Genomic DNA, 26,521 nt, shown 5'->3' with positions numbered 1-26,521 from the left:
AATTAAAGAGTTACTAAAATTATTGAAACCAAGGCGATCGCAATACCGAGCCAATTCTTTTTCGAAATTAATTCTTTAAATAGTATAAGTCCGATTAAACATGAAACGGCAACAATTGCGACATTGTTAATGGTAAAGACGGACGAACTTTCATATCCTTCAACGCGTAATGCTTTAAGTAAAAAATACATGGAACCATAATTGACAAAACCGAGGGCAAATCCAAACGGAATACTTTTTCTGTTCAATTTATGGTTTGAACGAAGTAGTTTGAAGCTCACAGTTATAATGCCTATAATTCCTGCACTTCCGAAAATAATAGAAAGGAATAACGGCATTTTACCGTCTGGTGCAAAGTGATTTACACTTGTATCAATTATACCTGAACCTAAAAATAGTATAATCGGTAAATAGATGGATTTAGTTAAAACAACTTCACTTTTAGGTTTAACGGAGGTTAAATACACCGCTACCAATGCTAATAAAATGCCAGCGATCTTTTGAAATCCAACGCTCTCCTTATAAATGAGTATACCAAAAAGTACTGGAATTATTACACTCATTTTACTAGCTACGGATACTACAGATAAACCATTTTTTTGAGCTGTTAGCGCCATTACGTTGAATATACTAATGAATAAGAATCCAAGCACCAAAGCAGCATAAAACCAAGTTGACTCTAGCATGTTAGAACTACTGATCTCTTGATCGTAAAACATGATTCCACACGAACTCGCAGTTAAATAGTTGACGACTATGGCTTGTAGCGTATTCACTTTGTATTTATCAAATAATTTGAAAAGCACAAAAATGGCTGTAGAGGATAATATACTGAGTGATAAATAGATCAAAAGAGGTCTTTTTTAATGTCGAAAAGGTTAACAATATCTTCTTTGGTTTCATCAATATTCCAAACATGAAATCCTAAGGCACTTGCTGTTTCGGTATTTTGAATGGTGTCGTCAATAAACAAACATTCTGAAGCCACTAAATTATTTTCATTCAAAACAAAATTGAAAATATCGGCATCTGGTTTTCTTAGTTTAATTTCGTGTGATAGATAAAATTGCTCAAAACAACCTTTAAAGTCGTCATAGAAATCGATGTCAGTTGCTTTGATGAAGTCGATATGTAATTCGTTGGTATTGCTTAGAAGCATGAGTCTGTAATCTCCTTTCTGAGCCAAATTTTGAATAAACTCTAGTCTGTATTTTGGGAAATCTTTCAAAATATTATTCCATGCATCAATCACATCCTTTTCAGATAATCTCGGGAATTTTGAACAATAGAAATCAATAAATTGTTGCGTGGAGATTTTACCAATCTCATACGCCATATTCGTCGTCAGCATGTCCTCTTCAAAACTCTGTAATTCGAATAAGTCAAGCGCATTTTGCATTGCTCCTTGTTTATCTAAATTGATAAACACATCACCAAAATCGAATATAATAGTTTTGATCATAGCATATAATTATCGAGACGAAAACTCATTTTTATTTGCATAAATCTTAAGGGTATCATCGAAGATTTTGTTTTCCAAAATTAATTCGCCTTCAAGCTGTGGAGCTTTAACACCATTTAAAAATTGAATAGTTCCCGTAAAAATCCGCGCTTCGTCCCAAACGCCTTCATTAATGAATGTTTGAAGTGTTTTAGCGCCACCCTCAATAATCACTGAATTTATGTTTTTCTGATATAATAGATCACATATTTGAGACGCAATAGGTTGATCGAAATCAATATCAGAATTGGTTATTCTTAGCGTCTCGGATTGCGAATTAAAAACACTATAGTTTTTATCAAGACGCTGTGTGCGGTCTAATACAATTCTGATGGGCTGATTACCAACCCAATCTCGCACTGTTAAGGCTGGATTATCTTGCACAACGGTATTTGTTCCGACTAAAATAGCCTGTTCTTCAGCGCGCCATTTATGGACTAACTGTCGCGAATATTTATTAGTGATCCAAACGGGTTTCTTTTCATCTTTGGTCAAGGGTGCAATAAATCCATCCTCAGATTCAGCCCATTTTAGTATGATATATGGTCGTTTTTTATTGTGAAAAGTAAAAAAACGTTTATGGTGAGTTTTACACTCAGCTTCTAAAACGCCAACAGTCACTGTGCATCCGGTAGCTTTTAATTTGGCGATTCCTTTACCTGCGACCTCAGGATTATCATCAATACATCCAATGACAACTTCAGGAATTTGATGTTTAATGATGAGGTCGCTACACGGTGGTGTTTTCCCAAAATGGCTACAAGGCTCTAAGGTAACGTACAGCGTACTTTGAGATAATAAAGATTGATCTTCGACTGAGTTAATAGCGATAACTTCAGCATGCGGACCGCCATAGGTACTTGTAAATCCTTCGCCGATGATTTTATCATTGTAAACAACAACAGCACCTACCATCGGATTTGGTCTCGTGGTGCCTAATCCATTTTGAGCGATCTGCAGACAGCGTTTTATGTAATATTCGTGATTCTGCAATTACAGTTTAATTTTTATGTTTTGAGTTTTATCAACCTCGTATGTTGAACTGTACCCAAACACATTATACTTTATGTCACCTTTATATTGCACCTTTAAATTTTGAGAGATCAGGCTTCCTAAGAGACCACCAAGACTCTTTTTGTCGATAATACTATCAGTGGCAATAGCAACGGTCAATGGTATTTTGAAGTTTTTTTTAGTAGGAACGTCAAAGGTTTCCGATGCAAATGAAGCGACTTTACTGTCATTGATATAAACTTTTAAATCATCTGTTTTTAGAGTACCTCCAACATCATTTGGATTATTAAACAGAGCGTCTGCACTGATGGTTATATTCTTAATGTTGGTATCTACAACTTTGATATTATCTAAACCCAGAAATTCTGGTTCTTCAGTAACCGTGCAGTTGAAAACTAGTGAAAAAAACACCAAAACGATAAGCAATCTTTTGCCCATATCCTAGATAATTATAGCTATCTTCATACCGAAAAAAATTCGATAAAAATTAGAAAATTAAGTGCGTAAAGATACTATTGTTATTCGAGAAATTGAACAAAAGGATAATCCTAAAATTGCTAAGGCTATCCGAAGTGTTTTGATTGAAATGGGCGTGCCAAAGGTTGGTACAGCCTATGCTGATACGGCTTTAGATTGTATGACTGAAACTTATAACCAGCCCCGGAAGGTGTATTACGTTGTTGAAAATGGTGATCATATCATTGGAGGTGCAGGAATATCTCCTTTAGATAATTATGAAGGTAACGTTTGTGAATTACAGAAAATGTATTTTATGCCCGAAGCCAGAGGGAAAGGTCTAGGAAGTGCCATGATGGAAAAATGCTTGGCCTTTGCCAAGGAAGCTGGTTTTGAGCAATGCTATTTAGAGACAATGCCATATATGGATGATGCCCGTAAACTCTATAAAAAAGTAGGTTTTGAGTTTATAGATCAGCCTATGGGCGATACCGGACATTATTCTTGTACTGTGTGGATGATTAAAAACCTCTAGATTTGAAAGCGCAAGATCTCAAAGCAATTTTTCATAAAGAATTAGACCGTATATACGGAAGCAACGAAGTGGAAAGTTTTTTCTTTTTGAGTTCAGAACATCACTTTAATTTTGCCAGAATCCAGATAGCCTTAGAGCCTGAGTTGACCTTCACTACATCCGAAACAGATACCTTCTTTCAAATACTCGAAGATCTAAAACAGCAGAAACCCATTCAATATATATTGGGCGAAACGGAATTTTATGGTTTAAAATTTAAAGTTAATTCCGATGTGCTCATTCCAAGACCGGAAACCGAAGAATTGGTAGATTGGATAATAACTGAAGTCAATCAGATTCAAAAAACGGACGTTGCCAATGATCAGATTGAAAAACTTAGAATTTTAGATTTAGGTACAGGCTCGGGTTGTCTTTCTATTTCCTTAGCTAAGCATTTAAATGGTACCAAGGTTTTTGCAGTTGATGTCTCAGAAAAAGCGCTGGATGTTGCAAAGGAAAACGCTAACAACAATGATGTTGAAGTTGAATTTATTAAAGGCGATATATTAAATGAATCTTTCCAAAGTTCAATTTTTGAAAATGGGAAGTTTGACGTCATAGTGTCTAATCCGCCGTATGTAAGACGATCAGAAAAAGAACAAATGAAACCAAATGTCCTCGAAAATGAACCAGATCTTGCTTTGTTTGTGGAGGACAATGACCCACTAATATTTTATAAGGCCATTACCAAATTTGCTGTTAATAATTTGAATACGAATGGCCAACTGTTTTTTGAAATTAACCAGTATCTTGGTGCTGAATCTAAGACTTTACTCGAGGATGCCAATTTTCAGAATATTGAATTACGAAAAGATATTAATGGTAATTATCGGATGTTAAAAGGTCAAAAAAAATAATATGAAGAGCATAGCAGTATTCTGCGGAAGTAGTAGTGGCAATGATCCCTACATCGTTAAGGAATCTTATGAATTAGGTCTAACCATGGCTAAGAAAAATATAACCTTAGTTTACGGTGCCGCCAAAATTGGTATCATGGGTAGAGTAGCAGAGGCTGTTCTAGAAAATAATGGGAAAGCAATAGGTGTAATCCCAAAGTTTTTGCAAACCAAAGAGATTGTTCATGATGGTCTTACAGATTTGATCGTTACTGAAAATATGCATGATCGTAAGGTCATTATGTATGAAAAAAGTGATGGATTTATCATTATTCCTGGAGGCTTCGGTACGATGGACGAATTTTTCGAAATCACCACTTGGGGGCAACTCGGATTACACACAAAACCTATTGGCATATTAAATATCAATGGATACTATGATGCTTTAATAAGTCAATGTAAAACCATGGTAGAACGAGGTTTTTTAAAGCAGGAAAATTTTGATGCTGTAGTTATGGATGATACCATTGAAGGAATACTCGAAAAAATGAACAATTATGTACCATTACCAGCTCCAAAATGGTTAAATAAAGAAGGACTTTAAGGCTGCCAGAATAAATGAATACAAAAGAAAAAATACAAACCCTCAGAGACGAATTACGTCAACATAATTATAACTATTACATTCTTGATGATCCAACTATTAGCGATTATGAGTTCGACATGAAACTGAAGGAGCTTCAGGCTTTAGAGGAAGCTCATCCTGAATTCTTTGATTCAAACTCACCAACCCAACGTGTCGGTGGTGAAATCACGAAGAACTTTAATACAGTTGTTCACGATTTCAGAATGTACTCCTTGGATAATTCCTATTCAAAAGAAGACCTAGAAGATTGGGAAACCAGAATTAAAAAGTTGGTGGACGGCGAGGTGCAATATACCTGTGAGCTCAAATATGACGGTGCTTCTATGAATCTTACCTATGAAAACGGGAAGCTACTTAGAGCTGTAACGCGAGGTGACGGTGTACAAGGTGATGATGTGACTACAAATGTGAAAACCATCAATACGGTGCCATTGCAATTGAAGGGTGACTATCCTGAACGATTCGATATTAGAGGTGAGATCATCTTACCAATTGAAGGATTTTTAAAGATGAACGAAGAGCGCATTGCAAATGGAGAGGAACCTTACAGAAATCCTAGAAATACGGCATCAGGAAGCTTAAAACTTCAGGATAGTGCAGAGGTTGCTAAACGTCCATTGGAGTGCTTACTTTATAGTATTAAAGGTAATAATCTCAATATTTCAACCCAATACGAAGGTTTAGAAATGGCAAGACAATGGGGTTTTAAAGTTCCTAAAGAGGCCAAGTTAGTTAACTCTATTGACGAAGTTTTAGAATATGTCGCATATTGGGATACGCACCGACATAATTTGCCTTATGAAATTGATGGTGTCGTTATTAAGGTGAATAGTTTATTTCAACAAGAGGAACTCGGATTTACTGCCAAAGCACCACGTTGGGCAATGGCCTATAAATTTAAAGCTGAACAAGTTTCAACCCGATTGAATGAAATTACCTATCAGGTCGGGCGAACAGGTGCTATTACACCTGTTGCTAATTTAGAACCCGTGCAATTAGCAGGTACAATTGTGAAGCGTGCTTCGTTACATAATGCGGATCAGATAGAAAAGCTTGATATTAGAGAAGGGGATGAGGTTTATGTTGAAAAAGGTGGTGAAATTATTCCGAAAATTGTTGGAGTAGATCTTTCGAAGCGTCCTGAAAACTCAAAACCAACCCAATATATTACGCATTGTCCGGAGTGCGGAACTGAACTTTTACGCCCCGAAGGAGAAGCTAAGCACTACTGTCCTAACTACAATGGATGTCCACCACAAGTTATTGGGCGAATACAGCATTATATATCTAGAAAAGCCATGGATATTGAAGGACTAGGTGGTGAGACGGTTGCTCTTTTGGTTAACGAAGGCTTGATTAGCAATTATTCTGATCTTTATGAGTTGACAGTAGATCAGGTCATTCCGTTAGAGCGTATGGCTGAGAAAAGTGCTGAGAATCTGGTCAATGGTATTGCAGCTTCAAAACAAATCCCTTTTGAACGTGTTTTGTTTGCGTTGGGAATTAGATATGTTGGAGAAACAGTTGCCAAGAAACTTGCGAGACATTATAAATCAATTGATGCATTAATGTATGCCTCAACTTTAGATTTGGTATCAGTAGACGAAATAGGGGAACGCATCGCAGAAAGCGTTGTTGAGTTTTTCTCTTCGGAAGAAAACAAATTAATTGTGGAGCGCTTGAGATCCTTTGGTGTGCAATTAGAAATTTCAGCTGAAAAATTGGCCAATCAAACCGATAAGCTCAAAGGCTTATCTATCGTAGTTTCTGGTGTTTTTGAAACTATTTCTAGAAATGAGCTCAAAAAACTGATAGAAGACAATGGTGGCAAAGTGTCTTCTTCCATTTCTTCTAAAACAAGTTACTTGGTAGCAGGCGATAAAATGGGCCCCAGTAAACGTACAAAAGCAGAAAATTTAAATATTCAAATACTATCTGAACAAGAATTTCTGGACATGATTAGATAAATTCTTACAAAAAATTGTGTATTTCATCGATAAAATGTAATTTTTTATCGTTTAATTGTAAATTTATTTTATATTCGCTTTAATAATTAAGGGATTAATTAATGTTAGCGAATAGAATCATAAAAGTTGGGCTATTGCTTTTAGGAGGTGTTTTTATAGTACTTCAAGGGCTAAAGTTTGAATTGGAAGGCGCAGCAGTAAGTGCATTAATGCTTGTTGTCCTTACTTTCATTTATTGCCGTTGGACAGAAATAAGATCACGTTTATTCTTCTGGTTTTTAGTCACATTTACCATAGCACATCTGTTAAGTTATTCGGCTTGGTATGGGCCCATGATAGAAAAGGGTGAAATAGATTATTATTATTACGGAGCCAATATCTTATATATTATTTCGTATATATTCCTTATTGCAAAAATTACAACATCATTAAAACTAAAAAAGGTATTTAAAGAACTTACCATACCTATTATAATTCTTTTTCTTTTAGATGTATTCTGTGTTGTGTTGGTTACCGACACTACTAAAAGTGCACTTTCAATCTATGAGTATACATTAGAGTTTGTTTACAATGCAATTGTAATGGCGCTTTTATCTGTAGCTTTAATTGACTACATGTATAGAAATGACAATAAGTCTATGATGTTTCTGTTAGGATCTATATGTATTGTATTTTCTGAAATTATTCAATTGGCCTACTACTACATATTAGATGACAGAAGTTTAGGATTTATATATTCCTTCTTCTTGGTTATTGCTTTTCTGTTCTTTTATCTACAGTCTCAATTACAATATACTGGTCCGGAACCAGCATATATGGACATAGATGAAAAGTTAGAAGCTTAATTTCTTTCCTAAAAAAGGAATCGATTCACGATTGTAATAAAGGATAATGCCGCTTAAAATAAAGGTTATAATAGCTGTGTAAAATAACACACCTCCATCGCCTCTAACCTCTATGCCTAATTGTGTGAGATGCATCATTATGGCACCTCCAATTAGTCCTAAAGTCAGTGCAGCTCCGGCCCATACGGTTTTAGGAATTAATAGTAAAATACCAGCAATTAGTTCAAGGATTCCAATACCTATTCTGCCAATTGGTTCTAAACCTACGGTTTCAAAAATATAGACACTATCTGGGTGAGCAGTAAACTTAAATCTTAGGGTTTGAATAAGTATAATGGCAACGGCTATTCGAAGTATTAAAATGATTGTCTTAGATTTCATAATTTTAATTGTTTAGTTGAAATCTTAGACGTTCGGAATTTAGATACTTACAAAAAAAGATTAAACAATTATTGTAGTGCTTTCAGATTTTAACTCTTTTCCTGGTTCAAAATAAAAGTCAATTCGACCTAAATATAAGCCATATGCACCAACCTGATTCACAAGTACATTCTGACCTTTACTATTCTGTGCAATAGTCGGTTTTGGTAAAAAAGTATGTGTATGTCCGCCAATAATTAGATCGATATCTTTGGTGGCTTTAGCGAGATTTAAATCGCAAACACGATTAGGACTATTCTTGTAATAATAGCCAATATGCGACAAACAGATAACCAAATCGCAAGACTCTTCTTCTTTCAGAATACGCGACATGTCCTGAGCAATTTCAATAGGATCATGGTACACAGTTTCTTTATACATTTTCTTATCCACTAACCCTTCAAGTTGAATCCCTAATCCAAAAACACCAATCCGAACCCCATCTCTAACCAAAACTTTATAGGGCTTCACATGGGTATCCATTACCGTATTTGAAAAATCATAGTTAGCCGAGACAAATTCAAACTTTGCATTGGGAAGTTGGGCATATAATCCATCAATACTATTGTCGAAATCATGATTTCCAATGGTTGCAAGGTCGTATTTAAGCATGCTCATAAGCTTAAATTCTAATTCACCACCGTAGTAGTTAAAATAAGGCGTCCCCTGAAAAATATCACCAGCATCTAGTAGTAAAGTATTTGGATTCTCTCTTCTTATATTTTCAACCAAAGTGGCGCGTCTGGCAACACCACCTTTGTTCGCATTTCTTTTGTCTTCAGGTCCAAATGGATCTATATGGCTATGCACATCATTGGTATGTAAAATAGTGATGTGCTTGGTTTTTGGCATACAAGATTGCATGGTTAATCCACCTAAACCTAACATAGTGGTTGCAGCTGATGCCTGTTGTATAAAGTGTCTTCTTTTCATGATTTGTCACCAAGTTTAATAAAGCGGTTATCGATCTTCGGGTTGATCGTATCCTTCTTCTTAAAATAATCGATCAAAACATTTCTGATTTTATAATCCAACACATATAAACTATCATTTGGATGAAAAAACGTCATTCTATCTCCGCCATTATATAAATAATCGTTTGTAGCGATGTAATACGTTTTGTCTTCGGAAATGGGTTTGTTATTGATCCGTGCGGTTTCAACTTCGAAATTTTCACCTAGTGTGATTTGAATATGTTTTGAAACCGGATGCGCTCTTTTCGCGCTAGCCAAGTAAGAGAGCATCTCTTTGATCTGTGTTCCTTTTAATTCTACAACAACGACTGAATTTTCAAACGGCATAACTTCGTAAGCGGTTCGGGTAGTGATTTGACCCTCCGAAATAATGGCTCTAATTCCGCCGTGATTTAGCAGAACAAAATCAATATTCTTGCCTGTGCGACTGTTAAAAATAGGGTTGCTTTCGCTGTAAACGGCATCAGCCATTAGGTTTCCGATGGCTGTATTAAATTCACCGTCGGATTTGGCATAAGTAGCAGGGGCATAAGAAATAACACTATCTAGGTTGTTATTAACATGATCCCTAAAAGGTTTCACATAATCCTCAATAGCTTGGTCTGAGGTAATATCCTCATTAATTTCAATGCGTTTACCTTCGATCTTTTGAGCTTCCTTACACGAAGTACTAAGACCGATCAGTAGAATAATTAAAAATGAAAATCTGATCATTGTTTAACTTTCAATTAGGAATAATTTTGTTTCGTCTTTTGTTAAATTTGCACAAAGTCTAAAGATAAATGATTTTAAAGGCATTTAAGGAAAAATCAAATCAAAAATATGTCAACAAATTGTTGGCGTCGCGCAAAGCTGCCGTGAATAGCCAAAAAGTGAAGACTATTGCTGTGCTTTTAAATGCCGATGAGTTTGTTGATTTTGAAGTTTTTAGACACTATTTTAAAGCACTAAATTTAACGTCGCCAAAGCACAAGATTGTGGCTTTTACAAATGACGACAAGTTTGAAAGAAGTCAATGGGAAACCTATTTTAGTCCGAAAGATTTTGGCTGGAAAGGAAAAATAAACAATACCGACTTACAACTTTTTATTGATGAATCGTACGATGTTTTGATTAGTTTTTACCGGGAAGACAAACTTCCATTAAACTTCATTACAGCGGCTTCAAAGGCTAATCTTAAGGTTGGATTGAGCCGCAAAGATGAACGTCTGTACGATCTCATTATAGATGTAAAACCAAATGAAATAGACTTATTTAAAGTTGAATTCAAAAAATATTTAAACATTTTAAATAAATTATAATGACCAAGTTTATAGGCACGGGAGTTGCACTGATAACACCCTTTAAATCAGATCTAAGTATAGATTTTGATGCATTAGAGCGATTAGTAGAACATAATATTGAAAATGGAACCGAATACTTAGTAATTAGCGGTACTACAGGCGAAAGTGTTACGGTAACATCTGAAGAGAAGAAGGCTTTAATAAAGTTTATAGCAAAGGTTAATAAAGGTAGATTGCCACTGGTTTTAGGAATTGGCGGAAATAATACCTCTGCAATTATTGAAGAAATAAAAACTACAGATTTAAGCGATATTAGTGCCATTTTATCAGTATCTCCTTATTACAGTAAACCTACTCAGGAAGGGATATATCAGCATTTTAAGGCTGTAGCTGAGGTTTCGCCTTTGCCTATTATTTTGTACAACGTGCCTGGCAGAACATCGTCGAACATGCTACCAGAGACTACCATTCGATTGGCAAATGATTTTGAAAACATCATTGCCGTAAAAGAAGCGGGGAACAATGTGCATCAATATTTAGAATTACTCAGAACCAAACCAGACGATTTTCTGATATTATCCGGAGATGATGACCTTGCACTTGGCGTTGCTCTTGCTGGCGGATCTGGTGTGATTTCTGTGATCGGACAAGCCTTACCAAAGGAATTCACTGAAATGATAAGACTAGGAATTGCGGGTAAAGCCAAGGAAGCCTATGAAATTCACTTCAAACTTATGCCTATAACAGGACTTATTTTTTCTGAAAATAACCCTGCCGGAATTAAAGCAGTTTTAGAAGCGCTAAACATATCAAATTCGCATGTGCGTTTGCCGCTTGTTGAGGCTACGGATAAGCTGAAAAATGACATTAAATTAGCACTTGCTGAACTGGCCAAAAGTTAAACTTAATTTAAATTAGGTTGAACCACTTCATCTACGCTTATTTTAGCATATAATTTTTGTTTTTATAATCCGTTAATTATGTGTACTTTTGCGTCCTGTTTAAAATTTATGAAACAAGCATTTTACATACTATTACTAGCCGTTTTGTTAGTGTCCTGTAGCGATTTTCAGAAGGCCTTAAAATCTGAAGATGTTGCTGAGAAATTCAAATTGGGTAACGAACTGTATGAAGCTGGTAAGTGGAGTAAAGCTTATAGACTGTTAGATCAGATTCTTCCTAAATACAGAGGAAAACCTCAGGCGGAGAAACTAACGTTTATGCATGCCATGTGCTCGTATCAAATGGGTGACTATTATATTTCGAGCTATCACTTTGAGAAGTTCACAGATATTTACCCTAAGAGTGAAAAATCTGAAGAGGCAGCGTTTTTAGCTGCTAAAGGCTTCTATTTCAACTCGCCAATTTATTCGAAAGAGCAAAAAGAAACGGTTGAAGCTATTGAGAAATTACAGTTGTTTGTAAATGCTTATCCAAATTCAGAATATCTAGCAGAAGCAAATACTCTGGTTAAGGAGCTCGATTTTAAACTTGAAAAGAAAGCATTTGAAATAGCAAAACAATACGATCAGATTAGAGATTTCAAGGCGTCAGTGAAGTCTTTTAATAATTTCTTGTTAGAATTCCCAGGGTCAACCCTGAGAAATAAAGCAATGTATTACAGATTAGATGCCGCTTTTAATTTGGCCATATTGAGTATAGACGAACTTAAAGAAGAACGTCTTAACGACGCAATTAGTTATTTCAAAGCATTGAAAAAGGCCTATCCAAATTCAGAATATATGGAAGATGCCATTAAAATGAATGAGGAGTTAGAGGAAGAATTAAGAACATTTAGTACAAAAAGTTAATCATTATAAAGATGGATTTAAAAAAGACAGATGCACCTGTTACAACAGTAACTTACAACAGAAACGAAGTTGATGCGCCTACCGATAATATTTATGAGGCTATTTCTGTGATTGCAAAGCGTGCTGAACAAATCAATACAGATATTAGACGTGAGTTGATCGACAAATTAGAAGAGTTTGCAACTTACAACGATAGTCTTGAAGAAATTTTTGAAAACAAGGAGCAGATCGAGGTTTCTAAATTTTATGAAAAACTACCAAAGCCACATGCTTTAGCTGTGAAAGAATGGTTAGACGATAAGATCTATCACAGAAATACCGAAGATTCTCAGGAGTAATTTTCTTAACTTCATTTTTTAGGAGGTCATAAGAAAATAATCTTTAACTTCGAGGAAAATCTCGGGACATTCAAATCTCGATTATCGAGTTACTTTCATGTCTATTTTAAAAGACAAAAATATTTTATTAGGCATTACCGCAGGTATTGCCGCATATAAATCGGCGAGTTTAGTCCGATTATTCATTAAAGCAGGCGCTAACGTTAAAGTAGTTATGACGCCTGCTTCTAAAGACTTTATCACACCACTTACTCTTTCGACCTTATCAAAAAATCCGGTGTATTCCTCATTTGTGGATGAAGAGGATGATGGCCAGGTTTGGAATAACCATGTCGAATTAGGCCTATGGGCCGACTATTTTGTAATTGCTCCAGCAACCGCAAATACCATGGCGAAAATGGCCAATGGGGTTTGTGATAATATTTTATTAGCCACATATCTTTCTGCAAAATGCCCAGTTTACTTTGCACCAGCAATGGACTTAGATATGTACAAGCACGAGTCTACGAAGACTTCTTTTGAAAAGCTCACTTCCTACGGTAATAAAATGATACCTGCAGGCACAGGCGAATTAGCCAGTGGTTTGGTAGGAGAAGGCCGAATGGCAGAGCCAGAAGACATTATTGACTTTATTGAAAAAGACATATTAGATCAGTTGCCATTAAGAGGTAAGCAGGTTTTAATTACGGCTGGCCCAACGTATGAAGCCATTGATCCTGTTCGATTTATTGGTAATCATTCGAGTGGAAAAATGGGCTTCGAAATTGCGCGAGCGGCAGCCAATCTTGGTGCTAAGGTTATATTAGTATCAGGACCAACGCATCAAAAGATAACACATAGCCTCGTAGAGGTGAAACCGGTAGTCAGTGCTGAAGAAATGTATACTGAAGTCCATAAATATTATGAGTCGTCTGATATTGCTATTCTTTCAGCTGCTGTGGCAGATTATAGACCAAAAACTGTAGCTGACCAGAAAATAAAAAAGAAAGAAACGACGTTTAGTATAGAGTTGGAAAAAACCAAGGACATTCTAAAATCATTAGGTGAGATTAAAAAGAACCAGTTTTTAGTAGGTTTTGCTCTCGAAACCAATAATGAAATAGTAAATGCCAAGGGTAAATTACAATCGAAGAATTTAGATCTAATAGTGCTTAATTCTTTGCAAGATAAGGGTGCAGGTTTTGGAGTATCAACAAATAAGGTTACATTTATCACATCGACCAACGATATCATTGAAAATGAGCTGAAATCGAAGGCCGACGTAGCACAAGATTTAATGCAACAAATATTAAAACAGTTACATGCGTAAGTTAATAGTTTTATTCACGTTTTTATGCTCTTCAATTGCCATTTCGCAAGAGCTCAATTGTACGGTTAACGTTATTGCTCAGTTAACAGGTAACGACAATAATGTGGTTTTCAAAACGCTCGAAAAACAGTTAACGGAATTCATCAATAACACCAAATGGACAGAGAAAAATTTTAGTCCAGAAGAGCGCATCAATTGCAGCATGGTCATCACAGTAACTAACTATGAGAATGATAACTTTAGCGCAACGTTACAAGTATCTTCTTCGCGCCCTGTGTTTAATTCCTCTTATAGTTCGCCAGTTTATAACTATAATGACAAAGATTTTAATTTTCAGTATTTAGAATTTCAGAATTTAGTCTTTAATCCACTTCAATTTGAATCGAATCTAGTTTCAGTTCTTACCTTTCATATTTACATGATCTTAGGAATCGATGCAGATACATTCGCACTTAATGGAGGCGACGAGTATTTTGCGCAGGCACAAACCATTGCAAATTATTCACAACAATTGAATGGCCAGGGCTGGAAATTAGAAGATGGTCTGCAATCTCGTTTTGCCTTAATTGATAATTTACTTTCTCCAACTTTTAAGGAAATACGATCGACCATGTATAACTATCATATTGGTGGATTAGACATTATGGCTGAGGATGCAAAAGGCGGAAAGAATGTTATAATTGATCAGCTCTCAGAATTAAATAAGATCAACAGAAGACGACCTAATTCCTACCTATTACGTGTATTTTTCGATGCCAAATCCGATGAGCTCATGGATATTCTTTCAGGCGGACCTACAGTAAGCGTGGTAGATGCCATAGAAATTCTGAATAGAATTGCGCCTATGCACTCTCAAAAGTGGCGAAAAATTAAGTATTAATTTTTCTGTTTTATTTTACTATTGACGTTCTGAACTTAGTTCAGAATCTTTACTTTTGTAATAGCCAAATACAACTAATTTGCTGACTTCACTTTACATAAAGAACTATGCGCTTATAGATGAATTAAACGTTCAGTTTAATAGTGGCTTAACCATTATTACTGGCGAAACAGGTGCAGGTAAATCGATTTTACTAGGCGGTTTATCTTTAGTATTAGGGAAGCGGGCAGATGTTAGTCAGGTGAAGAATACATCTGAAAAATGTATTATTGAGGCCAGTTTCGATATTGCCAATTACCATCTGAAATCACTTTTTGCTGATTTAGATTTAGATTATGATGTGCAAACCATCATTCGTCGAGAAATATTACCTTCAGGCAAATCGAGAGCGTTTGTAAATGATACACCAACCACTTTAGAAAGTTTGGTGGCGCTTAGTACACATCTTATCGATATTCATTCGCAACATCAAACACAACAATTAATTCAAGATGATTATCAGTTCAAAGTTTTAGATGCTTTAGCGGACAACAAACAAAACCTCGAATTGTATACAGCAAAGTTGAATTCATATCGAGCACTTCAGAAATCATTAGAGCAATTAAAGGCGTCAAAGTCTGATATGATCAAGGAATATGATTACAATTTGTTTTTAACTAAGGAATTGAATGAAATTGACCTTGAATCATTAAATATTGAAGAATTAGAAACTCAATATGAGCAGCTTAATAATGTAGAAATAATAGGAGAGAAGTTAGGCAATTCGAAAATGATCCTAAGTCTTGAGAATCAAGGTATAATTGATCAATTAAACCTTGTTAAGCAAGAATTAAATAGAATTTCTAGCTTTGGTAAAGCCTATGAAGAATTAGAAGAAAGAGTATCTAGTACTGCCATAGAGCTAGACGATATTTTAACTGAATTAGATAATCTCGAATCACAATTGTCCTCAGAACCACAGGAGTTAGAACGCATAAGCGAAAAGCTGCAATTGGTGAATAACCTGCTACAAAAGCATGCGGTAATCGATGTTGAAGAATTAATAAAGATCAAGGAAGAGCTTCAATCTAAAATTTCTAATACCGAAAGTTTAGATGATCACATAGCTGAAACCGAGGAGACTCTATTAAAGCTTCAAAAGGAGCTCGATCAAATCGCTACGGACATAAGTTCAAAACGCAGTGCAATTATTCCAGAGCTCACCCAAAAACTCGAAGATCTGTTATCTGGATTGGGCATGCCAAATGCCAGATTCAAAATTGACCTTGAAAAACGCGATGATTTTACTTCCAACGGAAAAGACGCTTTAAGCTTTTTATTTACAGCGAATAAAGGTTCAAATTACAATACGCTTAAAAAGGCGGCTTCAGGAGGAGAATTATCACGCATTATGCTCACCATAAAATCAGTTTTGTCAGAATACATGCAACTACCATCGATTATGTTTGATGAGATCGATACAGGAGTTTCTGGCGAAATATCGAATAAAATGGGAGCTATAATGAAACAAATGAGTAGTAAAATGCAGGTATTTAGTATTACGCATTTACCTCAAATTGCTGCCAAAGGCGATTCGCATTATAAGGTGTTTAAAACAGATACCAACGACGTAACGCATACGCAACTCAAACGTTTGGATGAAGAAGAGCGCATTGTTGAAATTGCTCAGATGTTAGGCGGTGCTAATATTACCGAATCGGCTATGGCACATGCGAAACAACTATTAAATTAATACTATATTTGCCGGATAAATACTAATCGACAACTGACTAAAATATTTAATTATGTATAACTTACTCAAAGGAAAAAAAGGAATCATTTTTGGTGCACTAGACGAAAATTCTATTGCATGGAAAACTGCTGAAAGAGTACACGAAGAAGGTGGTGAATTTGTACTAACCAATGCACCTGTTGCTATGAGAATGGGGCAGATCAATGCACTTGCTGAAAAAACAGGTTCTCAGATTATTCCTGCTGATGCAACTTCAGAAGAAGACCTAAAGAATCTTGTAGATCAATCCATGGAGATCCTTGGTGGTAAAATTGATTTTGTTTTGCATTCTATCGGAATGTCTATAAACGTGAGAAAGGGAAGACATTATACCGATCAAAAATACGATTGGACTCAAAAAGGAACAGACGTATCTGCGATGTCGTTTCACAAGGTGATGCAAACGCTGTACAAAGCCGATGCCATGAACGAATGGGGAAGCATTGTCGCTTTAACCTATATGGCTGCACAACGCGTATTTCCTGATTACAATGACATGGCTGATAATAAAGCCTATTTAGAGAGCATTGCACGTAGTTTTGGTTATTTCTTCGGAAGAGATAAAAAAGTACGAGTTAACACCATATCTCAATCACCTACACCAACTACTGCAGGTAGCGGTGTAAAAGGATTTGATGGCTTCATCAACTATGCTGAAAAGATGTCACCATTAGGTAACGCTACAGCATTAGACTGTGCTAATTATACAGTAACACTATTCAGTGATCTTACCAAACGAGTAACATTACAGAATTTATATAATGATGGTGGTTTCAGCAATATGGGTGTTAGTGATGCTGTTATGGATGCCTTCACAGAAGAATAGAAAAAAACATAATTGATTTACAAAGCACTCTTTTTAGAGTGCTTTTTTTTTGCCTTGTATTTTGATTTAAAGAGGAATTTTATTTGTAAGAAAATTAGTATAAAATTTACAATAAAATGTAAGTAAATGTAAGATTATTCTTATATTTGAATTTTTATAACCTCAAATCTTATACTTATGAAAAAACTAATACCCCTTATTATTTTATGCTTTATTGGCTTTACAAATGCCTTTGCCCAAGGCGATACTTTTGCCACTGCAACAGCACTAGCAATTCCTACCTCGGGAACGGTTTGTCCTTCTTATGACGGAACACAATTCACTGATAGTGGTATGGATGGTGGGTGTCATGGAAACGATACAGGAGTAGATGTATTTTATACTTGGACAGCTACAACTAATGCATTAATTTGGAACTCTGGCGCTGCTGCCCCTGGAATTATTATCAGAGATGCTGCAACTGGTGACGAAATTGTCTGTGATAGAACTGGATTTAATGCTTCAATTTATGGTTGGACCGTTGGTCAAGATCTCATCATCCAAATTCATGATGTGCGCACAGGACAGGAAAACCCTACTTCGTTTTGCTTAGAAACCACCACAGTCACTAGCCCTACTAATGACGACTGTTCTGATGCTATTACACTTACACCTGGGGCTACATTTAATGATAACCCTGCAACTAGTGACAATATTGCTGCTACAGGTTCAGGTGAATTGCCAGATCCTAGTTGTGGTAATTACCTTCCCAATAGCCCTCATAATTATGGTGGAGACCAATGGTATTCGGTAACTGTTCCAGCAGATGGTATTTTAACAATTGAAACTGAAGGCGTTACACCCACTACTTATGATGATACTGCTATTGCAGTTTACACCGGGTCTTGCGGAAGTCTAACTCATGTCATGTGTAATGATGATATAGACCCTGGTTATTATATAACAAATAGTAGGTTGGAAATTGTTAATAGTGATGGTTTAGCTAACCAGTTAATTTACATTAGAGTTTGGAATGATTTTGGTAACAACTTAATTGATTTCCGAATTTCAGCATATAGTGCCACTTTAGACCTTAAAAAAGAAACAATTACTCCGAAAATTAAGTACTATCCAAATCCTGTTAAAGACGTATGGACATTAAATACAACCGACATTATTGAAAGAATTTCTATTTATAACATTGTAGGTGAAAAAGTAGTCAGTTATGAACCCCAACGGAAGAATTATCAAGCCGATATGTCCGAGTTGAATTCTGGGGTTTATTTTGCTTCAGTAAAACTTGGTGACAATACTGAAACTTTTAAAATCATCAAACAATAACCTATTAAAAATATACGATAGCTAAAAGCACTCTATATCAGGGTGCTTTTTTTGCCTTGAAATCTACCATATTAGGCTTAGTCGCCATTAACGTGTAACCTCTCATTGCTCTGTTCGTTGCATTGAATCGAATATAATTTTATATTGCAGAGCTGAAATCCATCAGAAAGGTTAAATTTTCTAGGCTATTTTATGGAAAGAACTTTACTATTAATCATAAAGCTATCATTAGGAATTCTATTATTCTCAACGCCACTGCTCGCTCAAGTCCAAACTTTTGAAAGAATTGAAAATCTGGCTGGTTTAGGTGTTTTAAAAGAAAATAATGGTGTTGCCGTTGCAGACTATGATGGCGACAACGACTTGGACATTTTTGTAGTCGCTACAGCCAAAGATAATGTAGAAAGTCCAAAAACTTTAAGCCGATTATTTCGCAACGATAACGATGGCTCTTTTACAGATGTAACTACTGAATCTGGACTAACAAATTTATTTTCTCAAGAGGAAGGTGCTGAAGGGTTTGTAGGCCTAGATGGCTTTAAATATGGCGCTTCTTGGGGTGATTATAATAATGATGGTTTTCCAGATTTATTTTTAACCTATTCGCAAAAGTATCAGTTGTGGCAAAACCTAGGTAATGGCACATTTGCAAATATCACCGAAATAGCAGGTCTAAATACTAGTAATGGTTGTAGTAATACTGGTGCAACATGGTTCGATTATAACAATGACGGTTTTTTAGATATTTATATAAGTGACTGGAAAGAATGCGATAGTAATACCTTATATAAAAATAATGGTGATGGCACTTTCGAAAATGTAACGATATCATCTAATATTCAAGGGGTAGGTGAAATTGCAAGTTTTGTTGCATTACCTTTTGATTTTAATGATGATGATTATATCGATTTATATGTGTCTAATGACTTAAACAAAGCCAATGATCTTTTTATTAATAGTAATGGCCTAACATTTAGTCAGGAAGCTTCTTTATATGGCGTTGACACCCAAGGTGATGATATGGGGATTTCAATTTGCGACTATAATAATGACGGTAATTTTGATTTGTTTGTAACTGCGATTGACTTAAATTTTCTTTTAACCAATAACGGGGATAACACATTTACCGAAAACGCGAATCTGTTTAATTTAAATGATACCGATTGGTCATGGGGTATTAGTTTTTCGGATTTTGATTTGGATGGTGATGAGGATTTATTCATAGCAAATGGTTTCGCTGTTGAAAATACAGGCTTTGGACCTGAAAAGAATTTTTATTTTGAAAATAAACTCAATGAGGCAGAAGGAAGTTTTGTTGATATTTCTTTGGAATCCTCATTAAATGAATTAAGCAATAGTGTAGAAGCCTTAGATTTTGATTACGATAATGATGGGGATTTAGATTTGCTAGTTACCAATAGTGACAGGGAGAGCTTTTTTTATGAAAATAAGCTCTTGAATTTTGACGATACTGAAACGACGTTAAATTGGCTGAAGGTTCAACTAGAAGGTACAACCTCTAACCGCGACGCCATTGGCACAACGCTAACTATTTCCACTACTAATGGCACATTAAAGCGTTACTACTCTGGTGTAGGGTTTTTGGGTCAGAGTTTACAGGCCGTTCATTTTGGGCTGGATAATGCTACTGAGGTTTCGACGCTTCAAGTCGAATGGCCATCAGGTTTAGTTGAAAATTATTCAAATATAACTTCAAATACAACAATTAAATTAACGGAAGGCGTTGGCTTAGAAGTATTAACCATCGAACCTAGTCAGAAAGTTTATGGATGTACTGATCCAGTGTCGTGCAACTACAACCCCGATGCTACATTAGATGATGGTTCGTGTACCTATCTAGACTCTCAAAGTATTATAGGAAATACAAGTTCTTCGTTTTTAAGAACCGAGACCTATAGCTATAATTTAGCACCAGGATCAACTGCCAATTGGCAGGTTTCGGGAGGTGAAATTTTAAATGGCGAAGGCACCGATACCATAAATGTAATCTGGCACTTAGAAGGTATGGGTAGCGTCTCAGTTGTTGAGTCTGATAATTTATGTTCTAGTATGGAAGTTTCCATAGATGTTACTTTGGGTACTGACGATTTACCCGAAGGCATATCCATTTCGAGATTATGGAATGAAGCCTTATTAGAGGCGATTAGGGATGATTTTGCCAGACCAACGGTACATGCAAGGAACTTATTTCATACTAGTGTAGCTATGTATGATATATGGGCTATTTATGACAATCTAGCTGTACCATACCTGATTGGCAATACCTTAAATGGTTATACTAGTACGTTGGAGGATTTTACACCTTCGGAAGATTTGGAAACTTCTCTTAACAAAGCTATAAGCTATGCGATGTACCGCTTGTTGTCTCATCGTTTTCAAAATTCACCTGGCGTGAACGAATCACAGGCAAGATTTGATCTGTTGATGGATAGACTTGGCTATGATACAAGCATAGTATCATTGATGTATGAAGATGGCGATGCAGCTGCTCTTGGGAATTTTGTGGCTCAAACCATAATTGATTATGGTTTACAAGATGGGTCGAGAGAAACTACAGGATATGACAATGCATATTATGAACCTGTGAACGAAGCATATGCTCTCGATATTAATGACAATCCGCCAATTAATGATCCTAATCGTTGGCAACCATTGGGTTTAGACTCTTTTATCGATCAAGGTGGTAATCTGGTTGATGGAAATGTACCACCATTTTTAAGTCCAGAATGGGGAAATGTATTAGGGTTTGCCCTTAAGGAAGAGAATAAGATCACCTACCAAAGAGATGGAAATGATTATCATGTATTTCATGATCCTTCAGACCCACCATATATAAGTTTATCTGAAGATAACATCGAAAGTGATAATTATAAATGGGGATTTTCGATGGTTTCAGTTTGGCAGTCTCATTTAGACCCAAGTGATGGCGTTATGTGGGATATCTCGCCAAATTCTATAGGAAATGTTGATATAAGTACCTTTCCTACCGATTATTCAGATTATCCAAGTTTTTACGATTTCTTTGAAGGAGGTGCTAATAGTATTGGACATGCATTAAACCCAATAACAGGAAGCCCTTATGAGACTAATATGGTGCCAAGAGGTGATTATGCCAGAGTTCTTGCCGAGTTTTGGGCTGACGGTCCTGATTCAGAAACCCCACCAGGACATTGGTTCACAATTTTGAATTATGTAAGCGATCATCCACAATTTGAAAAGCGCTTTGAAGGGCAAGGAGACATACTGGACCCATTAGAATGGGATGTAAAAGCATACTTTATCCTTGGTGGAGGTATGCATGATGCAGCTATATCTGCCTGGAGTGTTAAAGGGTGGTATGATTACATTAGACCTATATCCGCCATACGTTCAATGGCAGAACGTGGACAGAGCACGGATAATACATTAAGCAATTATGATGTTGCCGGAATTCCTCTTGTAGACGGTTATGTTGAGGTTGTGGAAATGGGTGACCCCTTAGCGGGCTTTGCTAACCAACACGTAGGCAAGATAAAACTGTATACTTGGCGAGGGCACGACTTCATTGGCGATACTGAGATTGATCAGGCCGGTGTAGGATGGATCTTGGCCGAAAATTGGTATCCTTATCAAAGACCGACCTTTGTAACACCTCCTTTTGCAGGTTATGTATCAGGACATTCAACCTTTTCTAGAGCTGCTGCTGAATTGATGACAATGATGACTGGAAGTGAGTTTTTTCCCGGAGGATTGGGTGAGTTTAAAGCAAAGGCTAATGAATTTTTGGTGTTCGAAGAAGGTCCTTCAGTTGATGTTGTTCTTCAATGGGCTACGTATAGAGATGCGTCAGATCAAACTAGTTTAAGCAGAATTTGGGGAGGTATACATCCTCCGGCAGATGACATTCCTGGACGATTTATTGGTCAGGTTGTTGCTGATGACGTATTTAATTTTGCGGTACCATATTTTAACGGTTCTCTAAATATTGATGAGCAAGAAAAGTCAATGAATATTTACCCTAATCCAACTTACAACCATGAGATTTTTATAAGTAATACTAACGGAACAGAAACAATAGAAGTTTTTGACATTAGTGGACGCCGTATAGACTTGGCTAATATTGCTTATAATGATTTGAATAATAAAACTGTATTAAAGTTTAATACTTCATCTTCAGGATTATACTTGCTAAAAATCGATGAATTCATTAGAATGATTGTGGTGAATTAGTAAGTCTAAAATATTAATACAATTAAATTTCCTTTCTGCTGACTAAATAATTATTTAGTACCATTAGTTGTAGCTCATAAAATATTGAATTAAAAACGAGGAAGTCAATTAGGATTCTTTAATTTATAATTAAACTTTTAGTCGTTGTTTTTTGTCTTTAGTCGATTTGTAATTGAGTATCAGAGGTATTTCCAATAATTAACATATTTTTAAGGAATTACTAACTTAAATTAAATGTGTTTATGAAAAAAATTACTTTGATGCTTATTTGTTTAATTGGTTATACAGCATATGGGCAGTTAAATGTGAATGAAAACTTTGATGCTTCATTGCCTGGTACTTGGAGTGGTGGTTATTCTTATACTACCGAACTTCCTTGTTCAGGTGCAGGTGCAATTAGAGAGAACATGTGGTCTTCAAATACCTCAAATACTCTAACCTCGCCTAATTACGCAGCTATTTCTAATGGAACTGATTTAGACATTAGTTTTGATTATGCTATTTTAGATTACCCTGCAGGTTTTGGAGATCCACCAGGACCAGCAACTGTAGCTGGATGGGGTTCTGCTGAAGTTCAGTATTCTACTGATGCTGGTATGAATTGGACTACGGTATTAACTATAGACGACCTTAACCACGTTGTACAGGAAGCTTGTGCAAATATGATGGTGACTATACCAGCAGCAAGTCTGCCAAACGGGTCGGATATTCAATTACAAATTTTAAATACTTGGGTTGCAGGAGATTATTACTTTTATGTAGATAATTTTGTGGCACAGCAAGATTTAGGATGTACTGCAGCTGTAATAGATTCTACAACCGTTGTAGACGATTGTGGTAACAACCAATTTACCATTGATGTGGTTGTTAGTGCAGTAAATGATGGTACTCAGCTTAACGATGGTACAAATACATATGCTTTATCAGTAGGAACAGTAATAGCTGGACCTTATCCAACAGGAACTGCTGTAACACTTTCAGTTGAGCACTCGGTAGCGGCTTGTGATTTTGATTTATCTGAGCAGCAATATGATTGTCCACCATCAAATGATTCTTGTGCTAATGCAGTGCCGTTAACAGCAGGAGCTGTTTATGGTGATAACCCAGTTGATGGAACCTTAATTGGAGCAACCGATTCTGGTTTTACAAATTCTTGTGGTGGTACTGCTACAAATGATGTATGGTATACGGTTGTTGTACCAGCAGCTGGCGATATAACAATTGAAACTGCAGCAGATGTGGCTACCGGTACTACTGGTAATGATACTGCTCTTGAAGTGTATACAAGTGATTCTGATTGTACTGGATCATTAACTTCTATTGGATGTGATGATGATGGTGCTGCAACAGGTGCTTATTCATTCTTAGAATTAACAGGTCTTACTCCTGGACAGACGCTTTATATTAGATTATGGGGATTCGGTGATGATGAATTCGAGCCATATTCAATTTCTGCTTACAGTGCAACTTTAGGTGTTGATGATTTAGATGATACTACTTCATTCACTTACTATCCAAACCCTGTAAAAAATACGTTGTCATTGAGCGCTCAGAATAATATTGAGAATGTAACAATGTACAACATGTTAGGTCAAGAAGTTTTACGTGCTAATCCTAATAATGTTGATAGTGATATCGATATGTCAGGATTACAAACGGGTACTTATTTTGTAAAAGTAACTATTGCTAATATCACTAAGACAATTAGAGTAATTAAGCAGTAATTCTATAATTTGTAAACATAGAAAGCCGCTTATTAGCGGCTTTTTATGTTAAGATGATAAAACTAAAAGTAGTCTTATCATGAGAAAGTTAATCCTCTTAATCCTTAGTGCTTCCTTTTTCGGAATGCATGCCCAAATAACCTTTTTAGATGATGCTTCAGGTATCGGAATAAATGTGGTTTGTGGTAACACCTTTCTAGGGAATGGCATTACTTTCTTTGATTATGATAACGACGGTTGGGACGATCTTACCATATGTTCAGCCCAAGGTGATCCTGTTCACTTTTTAAAGAATATTAACGGCACTTTTGTTGTTCATAATTTAAGCCTGCCAGACAATAACAAACAGACAAAGCAGGCAAACTGGGTTGATATTGATAATGATGGTGATAATGATCTATTCCTCACCAGTGATAATAGTTCAGTAAAACTTTACGAAAATCTGGGTAATATGATCATGGAAGATATTACCAATTCTTCAGGTATGTTGACTGATCCTTTTCCTACCTATGGTGCCTCGTGGGGCGATTATAATAATGACGGTTATTTGGATGTATTTTTAAGCATACGAGATTTAACTATCCCTAATATTCTGTATAAGAATAATGGCGATAATACCTTCACTCTGGTAAATAATGAGGCTGGGTTATTAACTACTGCTTTCACATCGTTTTGTTCAGCATTTTTAGATTATGACAAGGATGGTGATCAGGACATATACGTTTCTAACGATAAGCCTACTACACCCAATTTGATGTATCAGAATAATGGTGATGGTACATTTACTGAGGTAGGTGCTCTAACTGGAACGAATTTGTACATTGATGCTATGTCAGTTACCGTTGATGACATTAACCACGACGGTTGGTTAGATATCTATGTGACTAATGATGATAATGACTCGGCATTGCTTATAAATAATCAGGATGGAACCTTCTCAGATATGGCTGCTCAATATCAGGTAACCTTTAATAGTTTGGGTTGGGGAGCAGTGTTTCTAGATGCCGATAATGATGCCGATATGGATCTCTACGTAAGTGGTGAAACAAACGGTTCGTTTCCGCAGTACTTGTCCTCAGCATTTTATGAAAATAATAGCAATGTTCAATTTATTTTAGATAATACAGTAATTCCAAATGATTTCGCTGAGAGTTATTCAAATGCCATTGGTGATATTGATAACGACGGTTATCCTGAAATTGCCGTTAATCATATCAATAATTACAATATTTCTCTTTGGGAAAATGGCACCTCGCGAAATAATAACTGGCTTAAGGTGAAGCTCGAAGGCACAACTAGTAATCGAAATGGTATAGGATCGCTTATAGAGATCTCAATAAATGACGATAAACAATACAGATACACACTTTGTGGCGAAGGTTATCTATCACAAAATTCGGGAACAGAGATGTTCGGAGTAGGAGGAAATACAATTATAGACTATGTGAAAGTTACTTGGTTAAGTGGTATTGAAGATGTACTATATGATGTTTCTACCAATCAATTACTAAACATTGTTGAAGGATCAACGCTTTCAATCGATGAAAATGATGCTTTGAATTTCTCCCATTATCCAAATCCGGTTAAGGATAAATTAAACCTACGTTCTCAACAAATTATAGAGGATGTAACGGTTTACAATATTGTTGGACAAGAAGTTTTAACGATCGCTCCAAAACAGTCAAATGTTTTAATGGACTTGTCGAGCTTAAATAACGGTGCTTACTTTATAAAATTAAGGGGCGCAAATACAACCAGAACTATTAAAGTTCTGAAGGAATAAATTACAGTAAATG

Annotated in this window: 24 protein-coding genes; 17 read left to right on the top strand and 7 right to left on the bottom strand. The window is 36.0% G+C overall.

What is annotated here, in order from left to right:
* Positions 1-2: 2 nt before the first annotated feature.
* From DDY94_RS05355 to DDY94_RS05340, 4 genes are read right to left on the bottom strand one after another with little or no spacing between them, the layout of a single operon-like run.
* Positions 3-851, bottom strand: a complete 849-nt coding sequence (locus DDY94_RS05355) for an EamA family transporter (RefSeq protein WP_111683009.1) — start codon at positions 849-851, stop codon at positions 3-5.
* Positions 848-1,462 (bottom strand): HAD family hydrolase, encoded by a 615-nt coding sequence (locus tag DDY94_RS05350; protein WP_111683008.1) that lies wholly within the window; start codon positions 1,460-1,462, stop codon positions 848-850. The genes DDY94_RS05355 and DDY94_RS05350 overlap by 4 nt, the downstream gene beginning before the upstream one ends.
* 9 nt (positions 1,463-1,471) lie before the next feature.
* Entirely contained in the window at positions 1,472-2,494 is a 1,023-nt protein-coding gene (gene ribD, locus DDY94_RS05345; RefSeq protein ID WP_111683007.1) for a bifunctional diaminohydroxyphosphoribosylaminopyrimidine deaminase/5-amino-6-(5-phosphoribosylamino)uracil reductase RibD, read from the bottom strand.
* Positions 2,495-2,953: an LEA type 2 family protein gene (locus DDY94_RS05340; protein WP_111683006.1), complete on the bottom strand. Its 459-nt coding sequence runs from the start codon at positions 2,951-2,953 to the stop codon at positions 2,495-2,497.
* Between the two features lie 61 nt (positions 2,954-3,014).
* Between DDY94_RS05340 and DDY94_RS05335 the strand changes: the two genes are divergently transcribed.
* The 5 genes from DDY94_RS05335 (at position 3,015) to DDY94_RS05315 (ending at position 7,839) form a co-directional block, all read left to right on the top strand.
* Positions 3,015-3,506 carry a GNAT family N-acetyltransferase gene (locus DDY94_RS05335; protein ID WP_111683005.1) on the top strand — a complete coding sequence of 164 codons (492 nt, stop codon included), beginning with the start codon at positions 3,015-3,017 and terminating at the stop codon, positions 3,504-3,506.
* Positions 3,507-3,508: 2 nt separating this feature from the next.
* The gene (gene prmC / locus DDY94_RS05330) at positions 3,509-4,402 is read left to right on the top strand and encodes a peptide chain release factor N(5)-glutamine methyltransferase (protein WP_111683004.1); all 894 of its coding nucleotides are present in this window, start codon (positions 3,509-3,511) and stop codon (positions 4,400-4,402) included.
* A 1-nt stretch (position 4,403) separates the two neighbouring features.
* Complete coding sequence (locus DDY94_RS05325; protein WP_111683003.1) at positions 4,404-4,985, top strand: LOG family protein; 582 nt, start codon at positions 4,404-4,406, stop codon at positions 4,983-4,985.
* Positions 4,986-4,999: 14 nt separating this feature from the next.
* Positions 5,000-6,994: an NAD-dependent DNA ligase LigA gene (gene ligA, locus DDY94_RS05320; RefSeq protein ID WP_111683002.1), complete on the top strand. Its 1,995-nt coding sequence runs from the start codon at positions 5,000-5,002 to the stop codon at positions 6,992-6,994.
* A gap of 101 nt (positions 6,995-7,095) precedes the next feature.
* Positions 7,096-7,839, top strand: a complete 744-nt coding sequence (locus DDY94_RS05315) for a hypothetical protein (RefSeq protein ID WP_111683001.1) — start codon at positions 7,096-7,098, stop codon at positions 7,837-7,839.
* Here DDY94_RS05315 and DDY94_RS05310 read toward each other — a convergent pair.
* From DDY94_RS05310 to DDY94_RS05300, 3 genes are read right to left on the bottom strand one after another with little or no spacing between them, the layout of a single operon-like run.
* Positions 7,828-8,220: a DoxX family membrane protein gene (locus DDY94_RS05310; protein WP_111683000.1), complete on the bottom strand. Its 393-nt coding sequence runs from the start codon at positions 8,218-8,220 to the stop codon at positions 7,828-7,830. The genes DDY94_RS05315 and DDY94_RS05310 overlap by 12 nt on opposite strands.
* 60 nt (positions 8,221-8,280) lie before the next feature.
* On the bottom strand, positions 8,281-9,192 hold the full coding sequence (locus DDY94_RS05305) for a bifunctional metallophosphatase/5'-nucleotidase (RefSeq protein WP_111682999.1): 912 nt from the start codon (positions 9,190-9,192) through the stop codon (positions 8,281-8,283).
* The gene (locus DDY94_RS05300; protein WP_111682998.1) at positions 9,189-9,947 is read right to left on the bottom strand and encodes a 5'-nucleotidase C-terminal domain-containing protein; all 759 of its coding nucleotides are present in this window, start codon (positions 9,945-9,947) and stop codon (positions 9,189-9,191) included. The genes DDY94_RS05305 and DDY94_RS05300 overlap by 4 nt, the downstream gene beginning before the upstream one ends.
* A gap of 68 nt (positions 9,948-10,015) precedes the next feature.
* On the opposite strand from DDY94_RS05300, the gene DDY94_RS05295 reads away from it, so the two are divergent.
* The 12 genes from DDY94_RS05295 to DDY94_RS05240 all read left to right on the top strand — a co-directional run bounded on the left by DDY94_RS05295 (position 10,016) and on the right by DDY94_RS05240 (position 26,508).
* Positions 10,016-10,534, top strand: coding sequence for a DUF6913 domain-containing protein (locus DDY94_RS05295; RefSeq protein ID WP_111682997.1), 519 nt, complete (start codon positions 10,016-10,018; stop codon positions 10,532-10,534).
* Positions 10,534-11,418: a 4-hydroxy-tetrahydrodipicolinate synthase gene (gene dapA, locus DDY94_RS05290; RefSeq protein WP_111682996.1), complete on the top strand. Its 885-nt coding sequence runs from the start codon at positions 10,534-10,536 to the stop codon at positions 11,416-11,418. The genes DDY94_RS05295 and dapA overlap by 1 nt, the downstream gene beginning before the upstream one ends.
* 108 nt (positions 11,419-11,526) lie before the next feature.
* Positions 11,527-12,327 (top strand): outer membrane protein assembly factor BamD, encoded by an 801-nt coding sequence (locus DDY94_RS05285; protein WP_198658914.1) that lies wholly within the window; start codon positions 11,527-11,529, stop codon positions 12,325-12,327.
* Between the two features lie 11 nt (positions 12,328-12,338).
* Positions 12,339-12,665 (top strand): DNA-directed RNA polymerase subunit omega, encoded by a 327-nt coding sequence (locus DDY94_RS05280; RefSeq protein WP_111682994.1) that lies wholly within the window; start codon positions 12,339-12,341, stop codon positions 12,663-12,665.
* A gap of 97 nt (positions 12,666-12,762) precedes the next feature.
* Positions 12,763-13,974 (top strand): bifunctional phosphopantothenoylcysteine decarboxylase/phosphopantothenate--cysteine ligase CoaBC, encoded by a 1,212-nt coding sequence (gene coaBC, locus DDY94_RS05275; RefSeq protein WP_111682993.1) that lies wholly within the window; start codon positions 12,763-12,765, stop codon positions 13,972-13,974.
* A complete protein-coding gene (porD, locus tag DDY94_RS05270; RefSeq protein WP_111682992.1) occupies positions 13,967-14,854 on the top strand; it encodes a type IX secretion system protein PorD in 888 nt (295 codons plus the stop codon). The genes coaBC and porD overlap by 8 nt, the downstream gene beginning before the upstream one ends.
* Positions 14,855-14,933: 79 nt before the next feature.
* Complete coding sequence (gene recN / locus DDY94_RS05265; RefSeq protein ID WP_111682991.1) at positions 14,934-16,586, top strand: DNA repair protein RecN; 1,653 nt, start codon at positions 14,934-14,936, stop codon at positions 16,584-16,586.
* A gap of 49 nt (positions 16,587-16,635) precedes the next feature.
* A complete protein-coding gene (locus DDY94_RS05260; RefSeq protein ID WP_111682990.1) occupies positions 16,636-17,451 on the top strand; it encodes an enoyl-ACP reductase FabI in 816 nt (271 codons plus the stop codon).
* Between the two features lie 177 nt (positions 17,452-17,628).
* A complete protein-coding gene (locus DDY94_RS05255; protein ID WP_111682989.1) occupies positions 17,629-18,771 on the top strand; it encodes a T9SS type A sorting domain-containing protein in 1,143 nt (380 codons plus the stop codon).
* A gap of 192 nt (positions 18,772-18,963) precedes the next feature.
* Positions 18,964-23,001, top strand: coding sequence for an FG-GAP-like repeat-containing protein (locus DDY94_RS05250; RefSeq protein ID WP_111682988.1), 4,038 nt, complete (start codon positions 18,964-18,966; stop codon positions 22,999-23,001).
* Positions 23,002-23,243: 242 nt separating this feature from the next.
* Complete coding sequence (locus DDY94_RS05245; protein ID WP_111682987.1) at positions 23,244-24,725, top strand: T9SS type A sorting domain-containing protein; 1,482 nt, start codon at positions 23,244-23,246, stop codon at positions 24,723-24,725.
* A gap of 79 nt (positions 24,726-24,804) precedes the next feature.
* Positions 24,805-26,508 (top strand): FG-GAP-like repeat-containing protein, encoded by a 1,704-nt coding sequence (locus DDY94_RS05240; protein ID WP_111682986.1) that lies wholly within the window; start codon positions 24,805-24,807, stop codon positions 26,506-26,508.
* Positions 26,509-26,521: the final 13 nt, after the last annotated feature.

Source organism: Winogradskyella tangerina (assembly GCF_003260205.1).
Lineage (GTDB): Bacteria > Bacteroidota > Bacteroidia > Flavobacteriales > Flavobacteriaceae > Winogradskyella > Winogradskyella tangerina.
The sequence above is the reverse complement of the archived record's forward strand: the minus strand, read 5'-3'. Positions and strand labels throughout refer to the sequence as shown.